This is a genomic window from Bacillota bacterium (genome assembly GCA_029961055.1).
Lineage (GTDB): Bacteria > Bacillota > Sulfobacillia > JAIMAT01 > JAIMAT01 > JAIMAT01.
Genome location: JASBVM010000046.1, coordinates 1 through 19,383 on the forward strand (window position 1 = coordinate 1; position 19,383 = coordinate 19,383).

The 19,383-nt window shown below is 72.2% G+C and carries 19 protein-coding genes and 1 pseudogene; 4 read left to right on the forward strand and 16 right to left on the reverse strand.

Features of this window, described 5'->3' with window-relative positions:
* On the reverse strand, positions 1 to 234 hold a 234-nt coding region (locus QJR14_09295; protein ID MDI3317794.1), incomplete at its 3' end, for a DUF3006 domain-containing protein.
* A gap of 48 nt (positions 235 to 282) precedes the next feature.
* Complete coding sequence (locus QJR14_09300) at positions 283 to 1,527, reverse strand: MBL fold metallo-hydrolase (GenBank protein ID MDI3317795.1); 1,245 nt, start codon at positions 1,525 to 1,527, stop codon at positions 283 to 285.
* A 349-nt stretch (positions 1,528 to 1,876) separates the two neighbouring features.
* Here QJR14_09300 and QJR14_09305 point away from each other — a divergent pair, with 349 nt between their 5' ends.
* On the forward strand, positions 1,877 to 2,221 hold the full coding sequence (locus tag QJR14_09305; GenBank protein ID MDI3317796.1) for a Rieske (2Fe-2S) protein: 345 nt from the start codon (positions 1,877 to 1,879) through the stop codon (positions 2,219 to 2,221).
* A 52-nt stretch (positions 2,222 to 2,273) separates the two neighbouring features.
* On the opposite strand, the gene QJR14_09310 is transcribed toward QJR14_09305, so the two are convergent.
* The 14 genes and pseudogenes from QJR14_09310 to QJR14_09375 form a co-directional block, all read right to left on the reverse strand.
* Positions 2,274 to 2,648 carry a hypothetical protein gene (locus QJR14_09310; GenBank protein MDI3317797.1) on the reverse strand — a complete coding sequence of 125 codons (375 nt, stop codon included), beginning with the start codon at positions 2,646 to 2,648 and terminating at the stop codon, positions 2,274 to 2,276.
* A gap of 63 nt (positions 2,649 to 2,711) precedes the next feature.
* A complete protein-coding gene (locus QJR14_09315) occupies positions 2,712 to 3,479 on the reverse strand; it encodes a DUF6390 family protein (protein MDI3317798.1) in 768 nt (255 codons plus the stop codon).
* A complete protein-coding gene (locus QJR14_09320) occupies positions 3,476 to 4,489 on the reverse strand; it encodes a DMT family transporter (GenBank protein ID MDI3317799.1) in 1,014 nt (337 codons plus the stop codon). Before QJR14_09320 ends, QJR14_09315 begins: the two co-directional genes overlap by 4 nt.
* 77 nt (positions 4,490 to 4,566) lie before the next feature.
* Positions 4,567 to 5,618 (reverse strand): annotated as a pseudogene (gene hypE, locus QJR14_09325) (hydrogenase expression/formation protein HypE).
* A 3-nt stretch (positions 5,619 to 5,621) separates the two neighbouring features.
* The gene (hypD, locus tag QJR14_09330) at positions 5,622 to 6,842 is read right to left on the reverse strand and encodes a hydrogenase formation protein HypD (protein ID MDI3317800.1); all 1,221 of its coding nucleotides are present in this window, start codon (positions 6,840 to 6,842) and stop codon (positions 5,622 to 5,624) included.
* Complete coding sequence (locus QJR14_09335) at positions 6,814 to 7,053, reverse strand: HypC/HybG/HupF family hydrogenase formation chaperone (protein MDI3317801.1); 240 nt, start codon at positions 7,051 to 7,053, stop codon at positions 6,814 to 6,816. The genes hypD and QJR14_09335 overlap by 29 nt, the downstream gene beginning before the upstream one ends.
* Positions 7,031 to 9,433, reverse strand: a complete 2,403-nt coding sequence (gene hypF / locus QJR14_09340; GenBank protein MDI3317802.1) for a carbamoyltransferase HypF — start codon at positions 9,431 to 9,433, stop codon at positions 7,031 to 7,033. The genes QJR14_09335 and hypF overlap by 23 nt, the downstream gene beginning before the upstream one ends.
* Entirely contained in the window at positions 9,367 to 10,056 is a 690-nt protein-coding gene (hypB, locus tag QJR14_09345; protein ID MDI3317803.1) for a hydrogenase nickel incorporation protein HypB, read from the reverse strand. The genes hypF and hypB overlap by 67 nt, the downstream gene beginning before the upstream one ends.
* A gap of 10 nt (positions 10,057 to 10,066) precedes the next feature.
* A complete protein-coding gene (locus QJR14_09350; GenBank protein MDI3317804.1) occupies positions 10,067 to 10,414 on the reverse strand; it encodes a hydrogenase maturation nickel metallochaperone HypA in 348 nt (115 codons plus the stop codon).
* Between the two features lie 32 nt (positions 10,415 to 10,446).
* On the reverse strand, positions 10,447 to 11,265 hold the full coding sequence (locus QJR14_09355; protein MDI3317805.1) for a hypothetical protein: 819 nt from the start codon (positions 11,263 to 11,265) through the stop codon (positions 10,447 to 10,449).
* On the reverse strand, positions 11,262 to 11,834 hold the full coding sequence (locus QJR14_09360; GenBank protein ID MDI3317806.1) for a hydrogenase maturation protease: 573 nt from the start codon (positions 11,832 to 11,834) through the stop codon (positions 11,262 to 11,264). The genes QJR14_09355 and QJR14_09360 overlap by 4 nt, the downstream gene beginning before the upstream one ends.
* A 6-nt stretch (positions 11,835 to 11,840) precedes the next feature.
* Entirely contained in the window at positions 11,841 to 12,620 is a 780-nt protein-coding gene (gene cybH, locus QJR14_09365) for a Ni/Fe-hydrogenase, b-type cytochrome subunit (GenBank protein ID MDI3317807.1), read from the reverse strand.
* Between the two features lie 35 nt (positions 12,621 to 12,655).
* Positions 12,656 to 14,347 carry a nickel-dependent hydrogenase large subunit gene (locus QJR14_09370; GenBank protein ID MDI3317808.1) on the reverse strand — a complete coding sequence of 564 codons (1,692 nt, stop codon included), beginning with the start codon at positions 14,345 to 14,347 and terminating at the stop codon, positions 12,656 to 12,658.
* A gap of 6 nt (positions 14,348 to 14,353) precedes the next feature.
* Complete coding sequence (locus QJR14_09375; GenBank protein MDI3317809.1) at positions 14,354 to 15,565, reverse strand: hydrogenase small subunit; 1,212 nt, start codon at positions 15,563 to 15,565, stop codon at positions 14,354 to 14,356.
* Positions 15,566 to 16,264: 699 nt separating this feature from the next.
* Here QJR14_09375 and QJR14_09380 point away from each other — a divergent pair.
* From QJR14_09380 to feoB, 3 genes are all read left to right on the forward strand, one after another.
* Positions 16,265 to 16,699 carry a hypothetical protein gene (locus QJR14_09380; GenBank protein MDI3317810.1) on the forward strand — a complete coding sequence of 145 codons (435 nt, stop codon included), beginning with the start codon at positions 16,265 to 16,267 and terminating at the stop codon, positions 16,697 to 16,699.
* A gap of 223 nt (positions 16,700 to 16,922) precedes the next feature.
* On the forward strand, positions 16,923 to 17,390 hold the full coding sequence (locus QJR14_09385) for a FeoA family protein (protein MDI3317811.1): 468 nt from the start codon (positions 16,923 to 16,925) through the stop codon (positions 17,388 to 17,390).
* Positions 17,387 to 19,339 (forward strand): ferrous iron transport protein B, encoded by a 1,953-nt coding sequence (gene feoB, locus QJR14_09390; GenBank protein ID MDI3317812.1) that lies wholly within the window; start codon positions 17,387 to 17,389, stop codon positions 19,337 to 19,339. The genes QJR14_09385 and feoB overlap by 4 nt, the downstream gene beginning before the upstream one ends.
* Positions 19,340 to 19,383 lie beyond the last annotated feature (44 nt).

A 19,383-nucleotide genomic window follows, 5' to 3' on the forward strand; every position in this document is an offset into this window, starting at 1 on the left:
CCCGGGCTCTTCGCCCCAGACCTGGCGGAAGAGGCGCTCCGCCTCGCGCCGGCGCGCCTCGGTCCGTTGGCGGTCCACCACCCAGGTGCCGTCCGCTTCCTCGCGGACGGCGTCGCCGGGTGCGACCGGGCCGCGGATCCGCTCGCGGGGGAGCACCAGCGAGCGCCGGTCCTCCAGCTCGATCACCGCCAGGCGGCCCTCTTGCTCCAGCCGGTCGACGATGCCGGTGCGCACGTTCCGCCGCCTCCTCACGCCCCGGTGCAGCGTCTCGTCCTCGGCACCTCAGGGCAGGTTCTCACAGGCCAGGCCGTCGTGGTCGCCGTCCAGGCGGTAGGGGTCGCCCGCCGGACCGCCGTGCGCCAGGAAGAAGGACTGGGCGGCCTCCCGCGTCACGAAGTCGCCGCAGTCGACGTCGCCCGTAGCCCGGAGGTCGGCCAGCGCCCGCGCCCACTCCGGGTGTGACGCCGCCCCCGAGGAGGGGGGCGTCAGCGGGCGGACGTTCCACCGGAGGCTCCGCCCCTCCGTCACGGCCACCACCGAGCCCTGGAGATCGGTCCGGAAGATGGCTGCCCCGGCGGCCCGCAGCCGGCCGACCGTCTCCGGTGCCGGGTGGCCGTAGGGATTGCCGGCGCCGACGCTGATCACCGCATAGGCCGGCCGCACGGCGCGGAGGAAGCTCGCCGACGTGGAGGACCTGGACCCGTGGTGGGCGACCACCAGGACCGTGGCGCGAAGCGGCTCCCCGGCCGCCATCATCTCCTCTTCGGCCCGCGCCTCCGCGTCCCCGGGGAGAAGGACGGCGACGGAGCCGTAGCGGATGCGGAGGACCGCCGAGGCGTCGTTGGTGTCGCCGCTGGGATGGTCGCGGACGGGCCCGACGAAGCGGGCGGAGATCTGTGCCCCGAGCGGGATGCTCACCCCGGCGCGCGCGTCCACCGGGCGGACGCCCCGGTCGGCCATGGCCCGGAGGAAGTCGAGATAGGTGCGCGTGGTGTGGAGCAGCCTGGGGGTGTAGACCGCCTCCGTCGGGATGGCGCGGAGGACGGCCGCGGCGCCGCCGATGTGGTCCGCGTCGGGGTGGGAGGCGACGAAGGCGCTCAGCCGGTGCACCCCGTGGCTGCGCAGGTAGGCGACCACCTCCGGGCCCGCCTCGTGCGGACCGGCGTCGTAGAGAAGCGCCTTCCCGTCCGGAAGCTTCACCAGCACCGAGAGACCCTGTCCCACGTCGATGACGTGGAGCTCCAGGCCGCCCCGCGCACCCGTCGCCGGCGGGGTGACCTGCACGTGGACGGCTCCGGCGTCCTGTGTCGCCGTGGCCTGGCGCCCGTCCGAGGTCTGGCGGCCGCCTCCGCCCGCGGGGGCAGCCGCCAGCGCGCCGCCCAGCAGGAGGAGCGCCAGGGCGGCGGCCAGGACCTCCGCCGACGCCTTCCTCGAAGCGATGCCGAGCAGGGGGAGACCGCCGCGGCGAATACCGTAGAGGCCCACCAGCAGGAGCAGCAGCGAGAGGAGCGTCACGGCCGAATCCATCGCCAGCGTCTGGCCCCCTCGAAGCCATAGGTTGCCCGGTCTCTGCGGTCACAGGAGGGGGCGCGCCCCGGGGGCTGGACGGCCCGCCGGCGGCGGCTTCAGCGCCAGCATACCTCACCGCCGGGCGGGGAGGAGCCGCTCCCCGGCGATCGGCGCCTGGGGGGAGGCGCCGATCGCGTGGCAAGGGGGGAGGAACTCGGCCGGCCGCCCGGAGTGCCGCACCGATGGCGACGCCTCCGATGCCGGCTCCTCCGGCGAAGGGATATCATCGCTCTTGGGCCCTTCCGCCGGAGACGGTGGGGAGTGGCTCCAGCGATCACATCACCTTGGTGAAGGGGGCAGACGTCGCTTGGCTTTTCAAACTCTCGGCCTGTCCAGCCGTCTTTTCGAGCATCGGGACTCCGTGGTCACCTGGTTCAAGGGTCGTCCCGTCCTGGTGGCCCGCGTCGACGGCCAGCTCTACGGCCTGGACGCCGTCTGCGCGCACATGGGCTGCGCCATCCTCACCGACGTGGAGGGAAAGGAAGCGGTCTGTCCGGCGCACGGCGCACGCTATGACCTGGCCACCGGCCAGCTGACCCAGCCCGCGCGCGTCCTCCCCGAGCGGCCGTGCGGGCAGGAGTCGGTACGGACGCCGCTGCGCACCTATCAGGTGCGGGAGAACGAAGGCATGCTGGAGATCGACGCCGACTAGTCGCCCCGGCGGCCACGGGAGCCAGTCCCCGCGGCCGCCGGCGCCGGGTGCGTCAGCCTCCCGCCACCTCGTGGCCGTGGGGGTGGGGATGCTCGTGGGCGGTTCCGTCGGCATGGACGTGGGTGTGCCCACCGTCATGGTGGGCGTGGGGATGCTCGTGAACGTGCCCCTCCTCGCCGGGAAGGTGGACGTGGAACGTCTCCTCCTGGGCGCGCGCCGCCGCCTCGGACCGGAGTCGCTCCAGGGCGAGCGAGGCCCGCTCCAGGCCGGTCTGCGCTTCCGCCAGGAGCTCGCCCAGATCGTCCTCCCCGAAGCCGCGCAGGCGCCGCTCCCACTCGCCCAGGGAGGCGGCGAGCAGGCGGCCTGCGGCCTGGTACTGCCGCGTCACGATCTCCAGCTCCTCAAAGTTGGTCCCGTTCTGGCACATGGTCATAACCTCCTTGCCCCGTCACCGGGCACCCAGGCGGATCCCCGGGGGTCCCGGTTCACGCTACAGGGTCAGATTCGCATTGTTCAGGGCTCGCCGGGTTTCCGCCCTCAACCACCTCAGGGAGCGGGGCGTGAGCACCTCGCACGCCCAGTCCCAGTGGATCGAGACGATGTCGCCCGGGCGTGGATCGGTCACGAAGCCGCGCCCGTCGATCTGCCGGGCGACCGTCACGACCGCCGGCTCCCCCAGCAGAAGCCGCCCTTCGCGAAGCTCCAGCGGCCGGCGCTCCACCCGGAGCGACGGCCCCTCGACCGAGACCACCCGGCCCCAGCTGATGCGGCACCTGTCCATGTGCTCCACGGAGACGGTGGCGCGCTCGTTCCGCATCAGCCCCGCCCGGAGGTAGACGTCGAAGACGTGGAAGTTGTGGTGCGGGCGCGCCCCGTGCTCCAGCTTGCCGGCCAGCCACCGGAACGCTCCCGGGCTCATGCGCGGCCGGAAGCGCTCGACCAGCGAGTCGTAGAAAGGCCGTGCCGTCACCCGCCCCAGCAGCTCGTTGCCGATCCAGTACGCCTCGACGACGCGCCGGTCGAAGGGGTCGGCCACCCCGGAAGCCATGGCGATCAGCCGCAGGTAGGGGTAGGCTCCCTCGAAGCGCCGTTCCAGCGCCAGCAGGCCGCGATCCGACCGCTGCTCCGCCACGTAGCCGAGGATCGTCCCGGACTCGTCCGGCCCGCAGTACCCGAGCCGGTTGGGCGGAAACGCATAACGCCCGAAGAGGATTGCGCCCTCCTGCACCGCCGGATCCAGCCTCAGGTCGGTCGTCATGGCGCGATCACCTCCTTCGTCGGCGCCGGGAAGGGCCCCTGGCCGAACCGCTCGTCGCGGCGGCCCAGGGTGTAGACGACCAGGACCGAGGCGAGGACCAGGCCGAGTCCCATGAGACGCACGGGGGTCAGGGGGGTGCCCCGCGTAACCACGACCAGGAGCGTCGTGATCACCGGTGAGGCAGCCGATATCGCGGTGACGCCCGTGGCGGAGGCGTGCCGGAGTCCCACCACCTCCGTCAGCGTGAAGGCCAGCAGGATGAGCCCGGTGACCAGCACGTACGCCCACTGCAGCGGGGCGAGGTGCCCGACCGCCGCGAGGCGTCCCCCGGCGGCCAGATAGAGAAAGAGCAAGGCCGATCCCAGCGTCATCTTGGACGCCACCACGACCGGGAGGCTGACGGTGCGCAGCGCCACCTTGATCAGGACGGCGCCCACGGCGGTCAGCAGCGTGCTGGCGATCAGGTAGGGCACCCCCGCGTCCCAGCGGACGGTGCGGAATTCGACGCCGACCGAGAGGCCGACGGCCAGCACGCCCAGCGCGACCCAGACCGAGCGGCTGAAGCGCTCGCCGAGGAAGAACGCCGCCAGGACGGCCACCCACAGGAACTGGGCGTGGTAGATGAGGGACGCCGTCGGCGCCGTGCTCATCTTGAGGCCGCGGAAGTCCAGGGCATACGAGATGCTGCCCGCCACCAGCGCGATCAGCACCAGGAGTCCCCATTGGCGGCGGTCCAGACTGCTCAGCTCCCGCCGCCGCGAGCCCGACAGGACGAAGGGGAGGAGCATGGCCAGACCCACGACGCCGTTCTTGAGCGCGGTGTAGAGCGTGGAGTCGTCGAAGGTCCGGACCCCCTGGCTGTTGATGAAGACCGCGAAGCCGCTGATCAGCGCGTTCAGCGCAGCGAACCGGTAGCCGACCCCCGGGTCGGCCGGGCCTCCATCCGGCCGCGCGGCCTCCACTCGCCCCCGGGAACTCGCCTCCCGGGATCTCGCCTCCTGGGAACGCACCGCATCAACCTTCTCTCCGGCACCTGTCTCCGGTACCTCTCTCCTGGTCCGGTGCCTCTCCCCCGCTACCCCGGCAGTCAGCAGATCCGCGGCAGCGGCTCGCCGGCCAGCATCTCCAGCCGGCGCGTGCCGCCGACTCCGTCTTCAAGGTGAGCAGCCCCACGTGCCCGGGCTGGCGCGGCTCGGCCACGCCGTCCGGCCGCCCGACCACCCGGCCGATGCGGGCCGCCCCCCGCCCCTCCGGCAGGGCGTGGAGCGCCGCCAGCACCGGCTCCACCGCCTCCGGGCGGCAGACGATCAGCGCCTTCCCCTCGTTGGCCAGGTAGAGCGGGTCCAGCCCCATCAGCTCGCAGGCGCCCTCCACCGCGGGATCGACGGGGATGGCCGCCTCCTCGACCTCCAGGTCAAAGGCGGTGGCGAGGGCGACCTCCTTCAGGGTGGTGGCGAGGCCGCCGCGCGTCGGATCGCGCAGGAAGGCCACGTGGTCTCCGCCGGCCGCCAGCACCGCCTCCACCAGCCGGTGGAGCGGCTGGGCGTCGCTCACCACCGGCGTCTCGAAGGCGAGGCCGGCCCGGGTGGAGAGGACGGCCACGCCGTGGTTCCCCACAGGGCCCGTCACCAGGATGGCGTCGCCGGGGCGGATGCGGTGGAAGCCCAGGTCGCGCCCCGGCGGCACCTCGCCCACGCCGGTGGTGTTGATGTAGAGGCCGTCCGCGGCGCCCCGCGGCACCACCTTGGTGTCGCCGGCGACGATGCGGACGCCCGCCTCCGCCGCCGCCCGGCCCAGCGAGGCGGCCAGGCGCTCCAGCGTCTCCAGCTCCAGTCCTTCCTCCAGCACCATGCCGACGGTCAGGTAGAGCGGCCGCGCGCCGCTCACCGCCAGGTCGTTGACCGTCCCGGTCACCGCCAGCTCGCCCAGGTCGCCGCCGGGGAAGAAGGCGGGCTGGACGGTGAAGGTATCCGTGGTGACGGCCAGCCGCCCCCGGGGCGCCGGCAGCACGGCGGCGTCGGTCAGCTCGGCCAGCCCCGGATCGGGGAAGGCCTTCAGGAAGACCTCCTCGATCAGCTGGTGCGTCAGCTGCCCGCCGTCGCCGTGCTGGAGCAGGATCCGCTCCTTCTCCCGCGGCATCGGTCACGCCCCCGCCCCGGAGCCGGCCACGGGGGCGGCGGCACCGGCGCCGGTCGGCCGCGTCCCCGCACCGCCGGGCCCCCTCCGGACGGCGGCCAGCGCCGCCTCCACGGCCTCGGGCTCGTACTGGTAGTAGGCCGCGCAGGAGCCCTCGCTGGAGACCATGCAGGGGCCGATGGGGCGGTCGGGCCGGCAGGCGACGGCGAAGAGCTTGCAGCCCGTGGGCAGGATCTTCCCCTGCAGGACGTCGCCGCAGCGGCAGCCGGGAGGCACCCGGGTGGGCGGCAGGTCGAGGTCCAGCCTCCGGGAGGCGTCGTACCGGGCGAACTCCTGGGCGATGGCCATGCCGCTCGCCGGGATCGGGCCGAGCCCGCGCCAGACCGCGTCCGCCGGGCGGAAGACCCGCCGGATCAGCTCCTGGGCGTGCGGGTTGCCGTGCTCCTGGACGGTCCGCGGATAGGCGTTCCGCACTTCGGCACGGCCGTCGGCGATCAGGGTGGCGAGCTCTCCCACACCGGCCAGCAGGTCGAGCGGGTCGAAGCCGGTCACGACACCGGGAAGCCCGTACTCCCGGGGCAGAAACTGCCAGCCCTCCGTGCCCGTGACCACGCTGACGTGACCGGGCAGGACGAAGCCGTCCAGGCGCGCGTCGCCCCCGTCCAGGAGCGCGCGCACCGCCGGCGGGGTGTACTTGTGCGCCGACAGCACGGCGAAGTTCCGCAGGCCTCGCGCCTCCGCCTCCAGGATGGCGTGGGCGATGCCCGGCGCCGTCGTCTCGAAGCCCACCCCCAGGAAGACCACGGTCGCCTCCGGGTTCTCCTCGGCCACCTTGAGCGCGTCCAGGGCGGAGTAGACGACGCGCACGTCGGCGCCCTGCGTCCGCTCCCGCTGGAGCGTGGTCCGGCTGCCGGGGATGCGCATCATGTCGCCGAAGGTGGTGACGATGACGCCGGGCACCCGCGCCGTCTCGATCATGGCGTCGATGTCCCGCTGGTCGGTGACGCAGACCGGGCAGCCGGGACCCGAGACCAGCTCCACCAGGTCGCTCAGCAGGCTCCGCACCCCGCTGCGCGAGAAGGAGACGGTGTGGGTGCCGCAGACCTCCATCAGCCGGAGCTTCCTCCCGAGGCGGGAATCGGCGCGCTCCAGCTCCTGCCGGACGCCGCCCACGACGGCGCGGGCGCGCTCCGGATCCCTAAACCCCTTCAGCGTCGTCCAGTCCATAGAGCTCCACCCATAGCTTCAGACTCTCCTCCGCTTCCTCGGGGTCGACGATCTCGATCGCCTCGCCCGCGTGGACCATGACGAAGTCGCCCACCTGCACCTCCGGCACCAGCGCCACGCCCACCTCGCGCTCGTTGCCGAAGTACTCCACCTTCGCCATCTGCCGCTGCCGGTCGATGGCGATCACCTTACCGGGTGCCGCCAGACACACCTTGGACCCACCTCCTGCGCGCGATCACGGCCTGGCCCAGCCCGAGCCCCCCGTCGTTGGGAGGAAGCTGGACCGGCGTCACCACCCCGATCCCCCGTCCGCGGAGCAGCTGCTCCGCCCGCTCCAGGAGAAGCGGGTTCTGCATGGTCCCTCCCGTCAGCACCACGCGGTCGACGCCGCGCGCCTCCGCCCACCGCCCGAGCGCCTCGGCCAGGGCGGCGGCGACGGTCTCGTGGAAGTCGGCGGCCAGCCGCTCCGCCGGAGCCCCCTCGAGGCGGCGCTGCACCAGCTCGCGGAGCGCCGGCCGGAGATCGAAGCGGAGCCGGCCGCCCTCGCCGTCCCCGTCACGCCCGTCGCCGGGCTCGAGGGCGAAGGGGTAGGACCGGGGCCGGTATCCGCCACGCACCGCCCGTTCCGCCGCCTCGCCCAGCTCGATGGCCGCCTGGCCCTCGTAGGTGTTGACCCGCGCCAGGCCGAGCAGGGCGGAGACGGCGTCGAAGAGGCGGCCGGCGCTGGAGGTGAGCGGGGCGTTGAGCCCGCTCCGCACCAGCGCCTGCAGCGCCTCCAACTGCGCCCCGGAAAGGTCGAGGAGGCGGCGGGCCAGCCTGTCTCCCCGGTCCGGCCCGAAGGCGTCCCAGAGGTGGCTGACCGCCATCCGCCAGGGCTCCCGGACCGCCGCCTCGCCGCCGGGCATCGGGACGTAGCGCAGGTGTCCGAGCCGCTCGAAGCCGGAGGCGTCGCCCCAGAGCACCTCCCAGCCCCAGATCCGCCCGTCGGTCCCGTAGCCGGTCCCGTCCATCACCGCGCCCAGCGCCGGTCCCTCCAGGCCCGCCTCGGCCAGGGCGGCGACGAGGTGGGCGTGGTGGTGCTGGACCGGGACCACGCCGGCCCCCTGCTCGCGGGCGAACTCCCGGCCGAGGCGGGAGATCCGGTAGCCCGGGTGGGCGTCGACGCCCACCACCTCGGGGCGGAGCGAGAGCAGGCGCTGGAAGCGGTCGAGCGCCAGGCGCCAGGCTTCCTCCGCCTCGAGGCTCTCCATCTCGCCGACATGGGGGCCGGCGTAGGCCTCGGCGCCGCGGAGGAGGCAGAAGGCGTTCTTCATCTCGCCGCCGGCGCCCAGCGCCGCCGGCCCCTCCGCCGCCGCCCCGCGGAGGGGCAGGGGGCGCGGCACGTAGCCGCGCGAGCGGCGCTGGATCTGCGTCCGGCCGGCGACGCGGCGGACGACCGAATCGTCGGCGCGGTTGACGATCGCCCGGTTGTGCAGCAGGAAGCGGTCGGCGAAGCCGGAGAGCCGCTCCAGCGCCCCCTCGTTCTCGAACTCCAGCGGCAGGCCGGAGAGGTTGCCGCTGGTCATCACCAGCACCTCCGGTCCCTCCGCCAGGAGGAGCAGGTGGAGCGGGGTGTAGGGGAGCATGACGCCCAGCGTCTCCAGTCCCGGCGCCAGCGAGGGCGCCAGATCGCGACGCGCTGCCTCCGTCTTCCTCCCCAGCACGATGGGCGCCTCGGGGCTGGTGAGGAGCGCCTCCCCGTCCGCGTCCAGCTCCACGTACCGTCGTGCCGTCGCCAGGTCGCGGGCCATCACCGCGAAAGGCTTGGCCGGCCGGTGCTTCCGCCGCCGCAGGCGCGCCACCGCCTCCTCGTTCCGCGCGTCACAGGCCAGGTGGAAGCCGCCCAGCCCCTTGAGCGCCACCACCTCGCCTCGGGCGATCGCCTCCCGGAAGCCATCGAGCCAGTCCTCCTCCAGCCGCCGGCCCTCGGGCGTCGCCAGCCAGACCTCCGGCCCGCAGGCCGGGCAGGCCACCGGCTGGGCGTCGAAGCGGCGGTCGGCGGGATCGTGGTACTCGCGGGCGCACTCCGGGCACATGGCGAACTCCGCCATGGCGGTCAGCGGCCGGTCGTAGGGGAGATCCCGGACGATGGTGTACCGCGGCCCGCAGTTGGTGCAGTTGGTGAACGGGTAGCGGTAGTGGCGGTCGCCGGGGTCGAAGATCTCCCGGCGGCAGTCGGCGCAGGTGGCCAGGTCGGGTGGCACGATCACCTGCCGGCCGGCCCCTCTCTGCGACTCGACGATGCGGAAGGAAGCCTCGCCCTCCACCGTCGCGACCCGCTCCCGCCGGAGCGAGCGGATCCGCGCCAGCGGGGGTGCCTCCTTCTGCAGGCCTGCCTCGAAGGCGGCCAGCGCCTCGGGCGGCCCCTGCAGCTCGACGACCACGCCGGCGTCGGCGTTGTAGACCCGCCCGCCCAGCCCCAGCCGCGTGGCCAGCCGGTAGACGAAGGGCCGGAAGCCCACGCCTTGGACGGTCCCGGCGACGGTCAGGCGCCAGCGCTCTTCCTGAGCTCCAGCCGCTCCCGCGCGTTCCGCACGAGCCAGTCCAGCCACGGGTCCACCCCCTCCCCGGAGCGCGCCGAGAGAGGAAAGACGGGTACCCCGGGGTGGACGGCCTGCAGGTCTTCTCGGACGCGTTCGACGCGGAAGTCCAGGTGGGGAGCCAGGTCCATCTTGTTGAGCACCACCACGTCGGCGGTGCGGAAGACCTCGGGGTACTTGGCCACCTTGTCGTCACCCTCGGGCGTGCTGAGCAGGACCACCCGGAGCTCCTCGCCCAGCAGGTACTCGGCGGGGCAGACCAGGTTGCCCACGTTCTCGATCAGGAGCAGTCCCCATCCCCGCTCGGGGCGCCCCAGATCGAGCTCGTCCAGCGCGCGCGAGACCATCCGCGCATCCAGGTGGCAGGCGCCGCGCGTCTCGATCTGGACCGCGCGACCGCCGGCGCCGGCCACGCGGTCGGCGTCCCGGGCCGTCTCCACGTCGCCCTCCACCACGGCCACGTCGCAGCGCGCACGGAGACGGGGCAGGACCGCCTCGATCAGGCTGGTCTTGCCCGAACCCGGGGAGCTGAGCAGGTTGACGGCCACCCAGCCTGCCTCCAGGAGGCGCCGGCGGTTCAGCTCGGCCTGGCGTTCGTTGGCGCCCAGCGCCTTGACGCCGATCTCCACCTTCATCGGCTCACCCTCATTCACCCTCGATCGAGGCCACCAGGAGCTCTTCGCCCGCGAGGAGCTCGCCGCCCAGCGCGCCGCACGCGGGGCAGACCAGGAGGAAGCCCTCCTCGGGATGGTACTCGAGCCCGCAGGCGGGGCAGACCGCCCGGGCGTCGCGCCACTCCACCTCCAGCCGGGCGCCCGGGGCGAAGGGCTCCCCGTCGCGGAGCGCCTCCCAGGCGAACTCCAGCGCGTCGGGCAGGACGGCGGTCCGCTCGCCCACCACCATGGCGACCCGCTCGACGCGGCGGATGCCGGCCTTGGCCGCCTCCTGGCGGACCACCTCCACGACGGATTCCATGATGCCGAACTCGTGCATCCCGGGCCCTCCCGCCGAGCGGACCGGCGTCCCTAGCGCTCGATCCAGCGGAGGCCGTCCGCCAGGATCTCGCTGACCACATCCAGCCAGGACAGCTGCCTCAATATAGCGGGGTCGAGCTCGTCCGGCCAGGTACCCTGGGAGGCAGGATCGGTGACAAAGAGTTCCACCTCTGCCGCGGACGGCCGCAGCCAGGCCACTTGGAGCGCCCGGACGGGGTCGAAGCCGGGATCGAGCCTCCGGAGGGCCTCCAGATCCCGCTCGGCCTCCACGTCGAAGAGCTCCGCCTCGCGCGCCGGGTCGATATTCTCCACCGGCCAGGGCAAGGGACCCCGGCGGCGGTTGCGAAGGCGGCAGCCGTTGTCCAGGGCTAGGCGCGACAGATGGAAGGCCACCTGATCGTCCCCGGCTCCGACCATGAAGCGCCGATAGCGCGGCCGCGGGGGATCGCCCCGGCGCTGCCGCCACCACCCCGACAGGAGGTGTTCCGCCTCGTCCGCCGTCTCTCGCTCCGTTCCCGCTGTCTCCACCCCGGCCTCCGCCTGGCTCTGCCAGAAGGCGGCCTCGAAACGGTCCAGCTCCTCGCGGAAGCGCGCATAATCCCGGAGAGGGTCGATGCCTGCCGCCACCAGCTCCTCTTCCTTCCGCCGGAAGGGCAGGTCGTAACGGTAGAGCAGGTCTAGCGCCTCCGCCACCTCCGGCTCGAACTCCTGGCGCCGCTTCCAGAGCTCCTCCAGGCTCCGGCTCGTCCAGTCGAAGTCGGGCTCGGTCCACTGGAAGCGCGCCTGGACCCGGGCACGCGCCTCCGGAAGCCGCGCCTCCACCTGCTCGCGCAGAGTCTCCGCCCTCATCGGTGGTCCTCCTCCTGGCCGGCTGCGCTGGCCCGCAGGAGTTCGACCGGGTCGACGCGGAAGGGCGCCTCCCGCCGGGCCAGCGGCCGGATGCCGAGCTTCTCCAGCTCATCCAGCACAGCCTGCTCCATGGCCGGCAGGCGCGACTCCACGGCGGGGGAGAGCCCCAGCTTCATCTCGCGGATCTCGCCCGGCTGCATCGCGATCACCACCGTCTCCGGGAGCTCTCCAAGCAGGACCAAGCCCGCAAGCACATCGAGAATCTGGACGTCGTGGGCCGAGCTGATGGCCCGGCGGGCCACCTGGTGGAGATCCTGGGGCGCGAAGCGGTAGAGCGTGCCGGGCCGGGCGTCGGCCTCGATCGCGTCGGCGATGACCACGGCCCGGTGGCGCGCCACCAGGTCGAGCAGGTCCCAGCCCAGCGTTCCCCCGTCGACCAGTTGGAGGCCTTCGGGGAAATCGTAGGCCCGGCGCATGTGGTCCACGAGATAGACGCCCAACCCCTCGTCGCCCAGGAGCACGTTGCCGAGGCCGAGCACCAGGACCTCCCCCGCAGCCTCCGTCCCCATCATCCCTCACCGCGCCGGATGGACCGGCTGGCCACCGGCCGGCGGCGCCACGGGCGGAGCGGGAGGCGCGCGCCGCTCGGACGGCCTGGGGGCGGCTGCCACCCCGGAGACCGGGACCGGTGCCCTGCGGAATCCGACGATCATGTTCTCGATGGTTCCGTCGCGGTTCTGGACGGCATTCCAGATGGCCATGTAGACGTGGACGACCACGAAGAGGAGGATGGCCAGCGCCAGCCAGTGGTGCCAGGAACGGAGTCCCGCGAGTCCACCGAAGACCGGGTAGAGGAAGCCCAGCGTGTAGTAGGCGAAGCCGCCCAGGCCCGCATGGTAGTTGGCGCCGTAGAGCAGCCAGCCGGTCAGCGCGATCAGCACCAGGAGCACGTAAAAGATGGCGTAGGTGACGAACTGGAGGGGCCCGTATCGCCCCGCCACGTTCCGCTCCTCCCTCTGTAGAAGCAGGTAGTACTTCACCTGGGAGGCCCAGTGGCGCCCCGAGAGGCAGACCCGCCCGTCACGCCACTCCCGCGCCAGGATGGCGGTGTAGATGCGGACCAGCGTCACCGCGATGAGGGCGAAGCCCACCATCTCGTGCGTCCCGCGTACCAGCCCCACCAGGAAGTTGTCCCGCGTGGGGATCCCCAGGTTGGTCTGCAGGAACGGGTTGGCGATCTCGAACCCGGTCAGCAGCAGGTAGGTGATGAACAGCATCCGCAGCCAGTGCATCCAGCGCGTGGTCGGGGAGAACTCCTCCCAGGGCTGCTCCTGCGCGGAGGCCAAGGTGTCCACCGGCGCTCGTTTCGCCGCTTGGGACTGCACGCCCCTCACCCCCGAACCTCGAACTGGGCCAGCTCCTGGCCTTCGGCGTCAATGACGTGGACGGCGCAGGCGATACACGGGTCAAATGAGTGGATGGTGCGCAGCACCTCCAGCGGCTGATCCGGCTTGGCCAGCCTGGTGTGGATCAGCGCAGCCTCGTATGGTCCCAGCTGGCCCAAGTGGTCGCGCGGGCTTGCATTCCACGTGCTGGGCACGACCGCCTGATACCCCGCGATCTTCCCGTCCTTGATCTTCACCCAGTGGCCAAGGGCCCCTCGCGGCGCGGCGCCCAGCGCGAAGCCCTCGCCGTCCTTCAGCTCGTAGGGGCGATAGGTCTCTGTCTGGCCCCGGCTGACGTTCTCCACCAACTCGTTGACCCAGCCCGGCACCGCCTCCGCCAGCAAGGCCGTCTCCAGGCCGCGAGCGACTGTCCGACCCACAGTAGAGAACCAGTAACTGGGCTCCCAGCCCGTGTCACGCTCGAACTGCTGCTTGAGCCGGATGAAGGCCTCGTCACCCGCGGCCGTCGCGATCAGGAGGCGGGCGAGGGGCCCGCCCTCCATGGGCTTCCCGTCGTAGCGCGGCGCCTTGATCCAGCTGTACTTGCCGCTTCGTTGGAGTTGACCGTCCGGCTCCAAGCCCGTGTAGTGCGGAAGGGTCTCCTCGTCAAAGGGGGGCAAGCCCTTCTCCGGTCCCTGGTACCAGGCATGGGTGACATCTTCGGTGATTTTGGCAGGGTCCAGCGGGTGCACCCGGCTCAGGTCGCGGTTCAGAATGACGCCCTTGACGAAAAGCTCCCTTGCCTGTGGCCAGGGCAGGTCCTCGAGCGGGAATCCGCCATAGTCCATAAAGTTCGGCACGCCGTTGCCGATCCCGGCGGCCGCCTCTTCCTTGTAGGCCTGACCCAGCAGGCGCAGGTCAGGCAGGTAGGCCTGGCTCACAAACTGGCCGGCGCTCTTCATCTTGTAGAGGAACTCTCCCACCCGGGAGGGATCTTCCATGTCCATAACCGAGGCGACACCGCCGACCACGACGGTCTGCGGATGCGGGTTCTTGCCCCCGAACACGGCCTGCGCCTGGGCGATGATCCGCTGCACGTTGAGGGCGTCCAGGTAGTGGGAGAGCAGGATCAGGTTCTGCTCCGGCGTCAGCCGGTAGGCCGGGTGCCCCCAGAACCCGTTGGCGAAGGGGCCCAGCTGCCCGGAGTCGACCACCTGCTTGATGCGCGCTTGGACCGCCCGGTAGGTGGCTTCACTGGTGTTGTAGGGCGTGTCCGCGTAATGGAGGGCCTCGGCGGCGGCCTTGGCGGGCGACGCCTGAAGTGCGGCCACGGGGTCGAACCAGTCCATGGCATGCAAGTGGTAGAAGTGGACCACGTGATCGTGCATGAAGGTGGCGGCGTGCAACAGGTTCCGCAGGATGCGGGCGTTGGGCGGCACCTGGATACCCAGCGCGGCCTCCACCGCCTCGGTGGCCCGCTCGAGGTGGCTGTAGGTGCAGACTCCGCAGATCCGCTGGGCCAGCAGCCCGGCGTCCCGCGGATCGCGGTTCTTCAGGACCAGCTCGATGCCGCGGAAGAGAGTGGAGGAGCTGTACGCCTCCCGGACGACGTTGTCCGCGTCCAGGTCCACCTCGATGCGCAGGTGTCCCTCGATCCTGGTCACCGGATCGATGGTGACCCGCTTCAACGTGGCCATGAGGGCTCACTCCCTTTCCTTCGGGCTGACCGACGGCTCCTGGCCTGCAGGCTCGGAGCCCGCTTCGTTCCAGGCCGGGGTCAGCCGGTTGCGCACCGCCGTCGCGGCGGCATGCACAGCGATCCCCGCCGCGGCCGCACCCAGGGCCCATTCGCCGACGGTGTTCGCCTTGGCGTCGATGCCGATGCCCAGGGCGGAGCCGTAGACCTTCTCGCCCAGCGGCTGCTCGTAGGGCGCCATGGAGTCCCAGAAGTCCGGTTCGCTGCAGCCGATGCAGCCGTGCCCGGCGCGGATCGGCCAGGAAGTCCCCTGGTTCCAGCGGATCAGGGAGCAGTTGTTGAAGGTGTACGGGCCCTTGCAGCCCATCTTGAACAGGCACCAGCCCTGCTCGGCGCCGGCGTCCCCCCACTGGAGCACGTACTCGCCAGCGTCGAAGTGGCCGCGCCGCTCGCAATTGTCGTGGATGCGCCGGCCGTAGGCCCAGAGCGGGCGGCTGTACTGGTCCAGTGCCGGCATGCGGCCGAACATCACGACGTCCAGGAGGGTGCCCACGATGTTGGTGGCGTTGGCCGGGCAGCCGGAGATGTTGATCACCGGGATGCCCAGCGCCTCCCCGACACCCTTGGCGCCCGTAGGATTGGGAGCGGCGGCCGGGATGCCGCCGAAGGTGGCGCAGGTGCCCACCGCCATCACCGCCTTGGCGCCGGAGGCGACGCGACGGGCCAGCGCGAGGCCGGTCTCCCCCTTCGATCCGATGGTGAGGTAGGCGCCGCCCAGTCCGGTCGGGAGCGCTCCCTCGAACATGGCCACGTAGTTGCCGCGCTCCTTCTCGAGGATCTCGTCCAGGTGCGCCTCCGCAGCCTCGCCTGCCGCTGCCATGACCGTCTCGTTGTACTCCAGCGAGATGGTGTCCAGGATCACGGTCGCGAAGTCCGGGTCGGCAGTTCGCAGCAGCGACTCGGTGTTCCCATCGCAGTCGGCCAGGTTGATCCAGACCACCGGCAGGCGGGTGCTGAGCGTCGCTGCACGAGCCACACGCGGCTCGAAGATGGGCGGCAGCATGAGAGCCGCCGTCATCATGGAGCTCCAGCGCATGAAGTCGCGCCGGGTCAGCCCAGTGGAGAACAGACGGTCCAAGATGGATCCGCGCCCAGGCTGCGGTTCGACCTGCTCGAGGAGATCGAGGCGCCGGTCGACCTGTTCGGCGATCTCCTCCAAGCGGGCCGGATCGCCGGCAGCGGGCTCGCCTTCCAGCGGCCGTTCCTGGACCACCGGAAGGTCGTCGAGCCTGATATCGGTCCTCACCCCTGTTGCCTCCTCCTGTCCCTTCCGCCCCGGCTGCACCGTCCACACCCAGAGAGGAGATCGACGGACAGGTGAAGGAGAGGAGCGCACCGCCATCACCTTGCATCTCTGGGCGTACCCCTGGCGGTACAACGCCCGGACGATCCAGGGAAGTGCTTAACGTATCGAATGTTCTCTTCCTGGAGCGGGCCTCCTGCGGGATGCCAAGGCCCCCCCGTCCCCAATGGATCCCCCGGGGTGTTCCCCCCCTCTCCGGCGCGACCCGCACGTTCCCGCTTGACGCCGGGTCGCCACTTACTCCTTGCACCATAGAGGCAGTAGGCGGCATCGGCCGATCACCCGATCGGGTACTCCCAGATCGCTGATGATCACCCAATCGGGTACTCCGGGATCGCCTTGACGAGCTATGCAAACGGTTTTCGGGCGCAGGGACCCCCCAGAGGTACCCGTTGGAGGAAAATCGATCCATAACACGAAATGTAATCCAGCAGGGGGAGGGCGCCCCCGAGCCATTCGACCCCATCCCGTTCACCGCGAGAGCTTGTGCGCAATGGAGTGCAACCGCACCACACCACCGCCCCCTTGCAGGGCGAGAGGAAGGATGATCCTACCGTGGAAACCCCGACGCCAGCCGCCGAGGTTTCAGGGCGGGGCTCCGCAGCCGAGGCCTCCCTGGAGCTGAGCATCCGCATCGTGGCAGACCGGGCGCGGCTCCTGGTGCTGAACGGCAGGCACGCCCACCTGCACTACGCTCTGGCCCGCCTGAGCCAGGCGGAGGCCGGCCAGCACAGGTATTTCGTCGGAGCGCTGATCTGGTCCAGCCCGTCGCCGCATGGACACCACGTCTTGGAAGAGCCCGAGCAGGCGTACTGGTCCGACCCCTTCGTGCTGGAGCCTGCCGCGGCCAGGGCCCTTTTCGAGCGGGTGGCGGGCGCGAGTGACCCTGTCCTGCCCGTCCACGTCCGCGACGTCGTGGCCGACCTCCTTTCCGACGAGGAGCTTCTCGAGCGCCTCCGCACGGCGGCCACCGACTCCGCCGCCGCCTGAACGAACGCCGTTCCCGGGCATGCCCTCCCCCTGGCACGGAGGGCCTTCCGGGAGAGCTTCCTGGACGAGCTGTCCAGGAAGAGGGCCGAGCCCGTCTCGGCCACCTTCCACCCCCTCCTCGCTTGTTAGGTGGTCCGAAGAAACCGGTTCTCAGCGCCCGAAGATCATCCGTCCGGGTGATCGACCCCTGTCCTGAGAACCAATATCGTTCTAGTCGCAGTGAATGCGAGTCGTTCTCATTGGAGCGCGAGGAGACTTGGCCCGTTTCGGAAGGACGTGGGCCCGGTCGCAAGGAAGAGGCGGCGACCGGAGGAGCGAGACATGGGTCCGGCGCGGCGCGGAGGACGGGACGGCCCCGCCGACGCGCCCGCAGGAGCGATCGCGGGCGGAGGGGAGCCGGTCGCTGGCCGGCCTGGCCGGGGGAGAAGAGGCTCGGGTTGTCGGCGTGCAGGGAGGCCCGGCGTTGCGCCGGAGGCTGGCGGCCCTGGGCATCGTCCCCGGCGCGGTGGCCCGCTGCCGGGGCGGCATGCCCCTGGGAGGACCTCTGCTGCTGGAGATCCGGGGCGCTCTGACGGCCCTGCGGCGGCGTGACGCGGCCATGGTGCGTGTGGCGGTCAACGTGGAGGAGGCGACGGCGGGAGCCGCCCCTCTCCCGCCTGCTCCCGACGGCGTCGGGGTGGACGAGCCATGAGCTGCCCCACCTGTGGATCGGAAGGCGCGGACCGGACGGCGACGGCGACCCGTGCACGCGAGTCGCGCATCGGGCGCCGGCCGCCGGAGCCGGAACGGTGGCTCCTCGTCGGCAACCCCAACGCGGGCAAGACCACCCTCTTCAACCGTCTCACCGGCGGCCGGCGGGAGGTGGCCAACTGGCCGGGGAGCACCGTGGAGAAGGGGACCGGCAGGCTGGCGGCCGGCGGTCGTCCGGTGGAACTGGTCGACCTGCCCGGCATCTACTCCCTGGATGCGCTGTCGGAGGAGGAGTCGATCGCTCGCCAGGCGGTGCTGGAAGAGGCCGGGCGGGCGGTGGTGCTGGTGGTGGCGGACGCCGCCCGGCTCGAGCGGAGCCTCTCGCTCGTGCTGGAGGTGGCCGAGGTGGCGCCCGCCGTGGTGGTGGCGCTGAACATGCTGGACGTGGCCCGCGCGGAGGGGCAGGAGGTCGACCCGGCCGCGCTCTCGGAGGCGCTGGGCCTGCCCGTGGTGCCGGTGGTGGCCCGCAGCGGCGAGGGCGTGGGCGAGCTGGTGGCGCAGGCCGAGGCCGCCTGGCGGGAGCTCCGCCGCGCCGGCGACGGCGCCGCGGGCGGCGCGGCGGGGGGGCGGTCGCGCGCGCGGGGGGAGGCGGGGGAGGAGCTCTCGGACGAGGAGGCCTTCGCGCGGGCGGAGGAGCGCTTCCTGCGGGTCCAGGAGGTCGCGGCGGCAGCCGTGCGGCGGGTGCGCCGCGAGCCCACGCCCAGCGAGCGGATCGACCGCTGGGCGCTCCACCCGGTCCTGGGATACGTCTTGCTGGCGGCGGTGCTGGGCGGCGTCTTCGAGATCGCGTTCGTCGCCTCGGCGCCGCTCTCGGAGGCGGTGGGCGAGGCCCTGGGCCGGCTGGGGGATTGGGCCGCGCGGGGGGTGGCGGCGGCGGGAGGTCCGACCTGGCTGGGCGGCTTCCTGCGCGACGGCCTCCTGGGCGGGGTGGGCGCGGTCCTGGCCTTCGTCCCCTATCTGGTGCTCTTCTACATCCTCCAGGAGGCGCTCCAGGACTCGGGCTACATGGCGCGCGCGGCGGTTCTGGTCGACCGGCTGATGGAGGCGATCGGGCTCCACGGGAAGGGCTTCTTCGCCATGGCCACGGCCTACGGCTGCAATGTGCCGGCGCTCACCGCCACCCGCGTGCTCGAGAACGCCCGCGACCGGATCGCCCACGAGCTGGTCATCCCCTTCCTGCCCTGCAACGCGCGCCTGGGCGTGCTGCTGGTGCTGACCGCGGCCTTCTTCCCGGGCGCGAGGGGCGCGCTCGCCTTCGGAGGGCTGATGCTCCTCAGCCTGGGTGTGGTGGCGGCGGTGACCGCGCTCCTGCGCCGCACCCTCCTCCCGCGCGAGGAAGCCCCGCTGGTGATGGAGCTTCCTCCGTACCACGTGCCGACTTGGCGGAACGCGGTGCTGCCGGCGCTCCACCATGTCCGCGCCTTCGTCAGCCGCATCTGGCGCTACCTGCTCTGGGCGACGCTGGCGCTCTGGGCCCTGAGCGCGCTGCCGGCGGGGGCGGCGCCCGCGCAGAGTTACGCCGCCCGGCTGGCCGGGGCGGTCGGCATCCTGGGCGCGCCCTGGCACCTGGACGGGCGGCTGGTGCTGGCGCTGCTCTCGGGCTTCGTGGCCAAGGAGACGACGCTGGGGACGCTGGCCATCCTCTACGGGAGCGCGGGGGCGGGCGGCCCGGTGGCGGCGCTGGCTTCCTCGGTCAGCCCGCTGGTCGGCTTCGCCTTTCTGGCCATGTACATGCTGTACACGCCCTGCCTGGCGACGGTGGTGACGCTCCGGGAGGAGACGGGGAGTGCCCGCTGGGCCGCCTTTTCGGTCCTGCTCTCGCTGGGCGTGGCCGGGCTGACCGGCGCGCTGATCGAGCAGCTCGGCGCACTGGCGGGGTGGGCGCTGTGAGCTTCGACGCGACCGCCGCCCGACCGGGCCCTCGCCTGACGCTG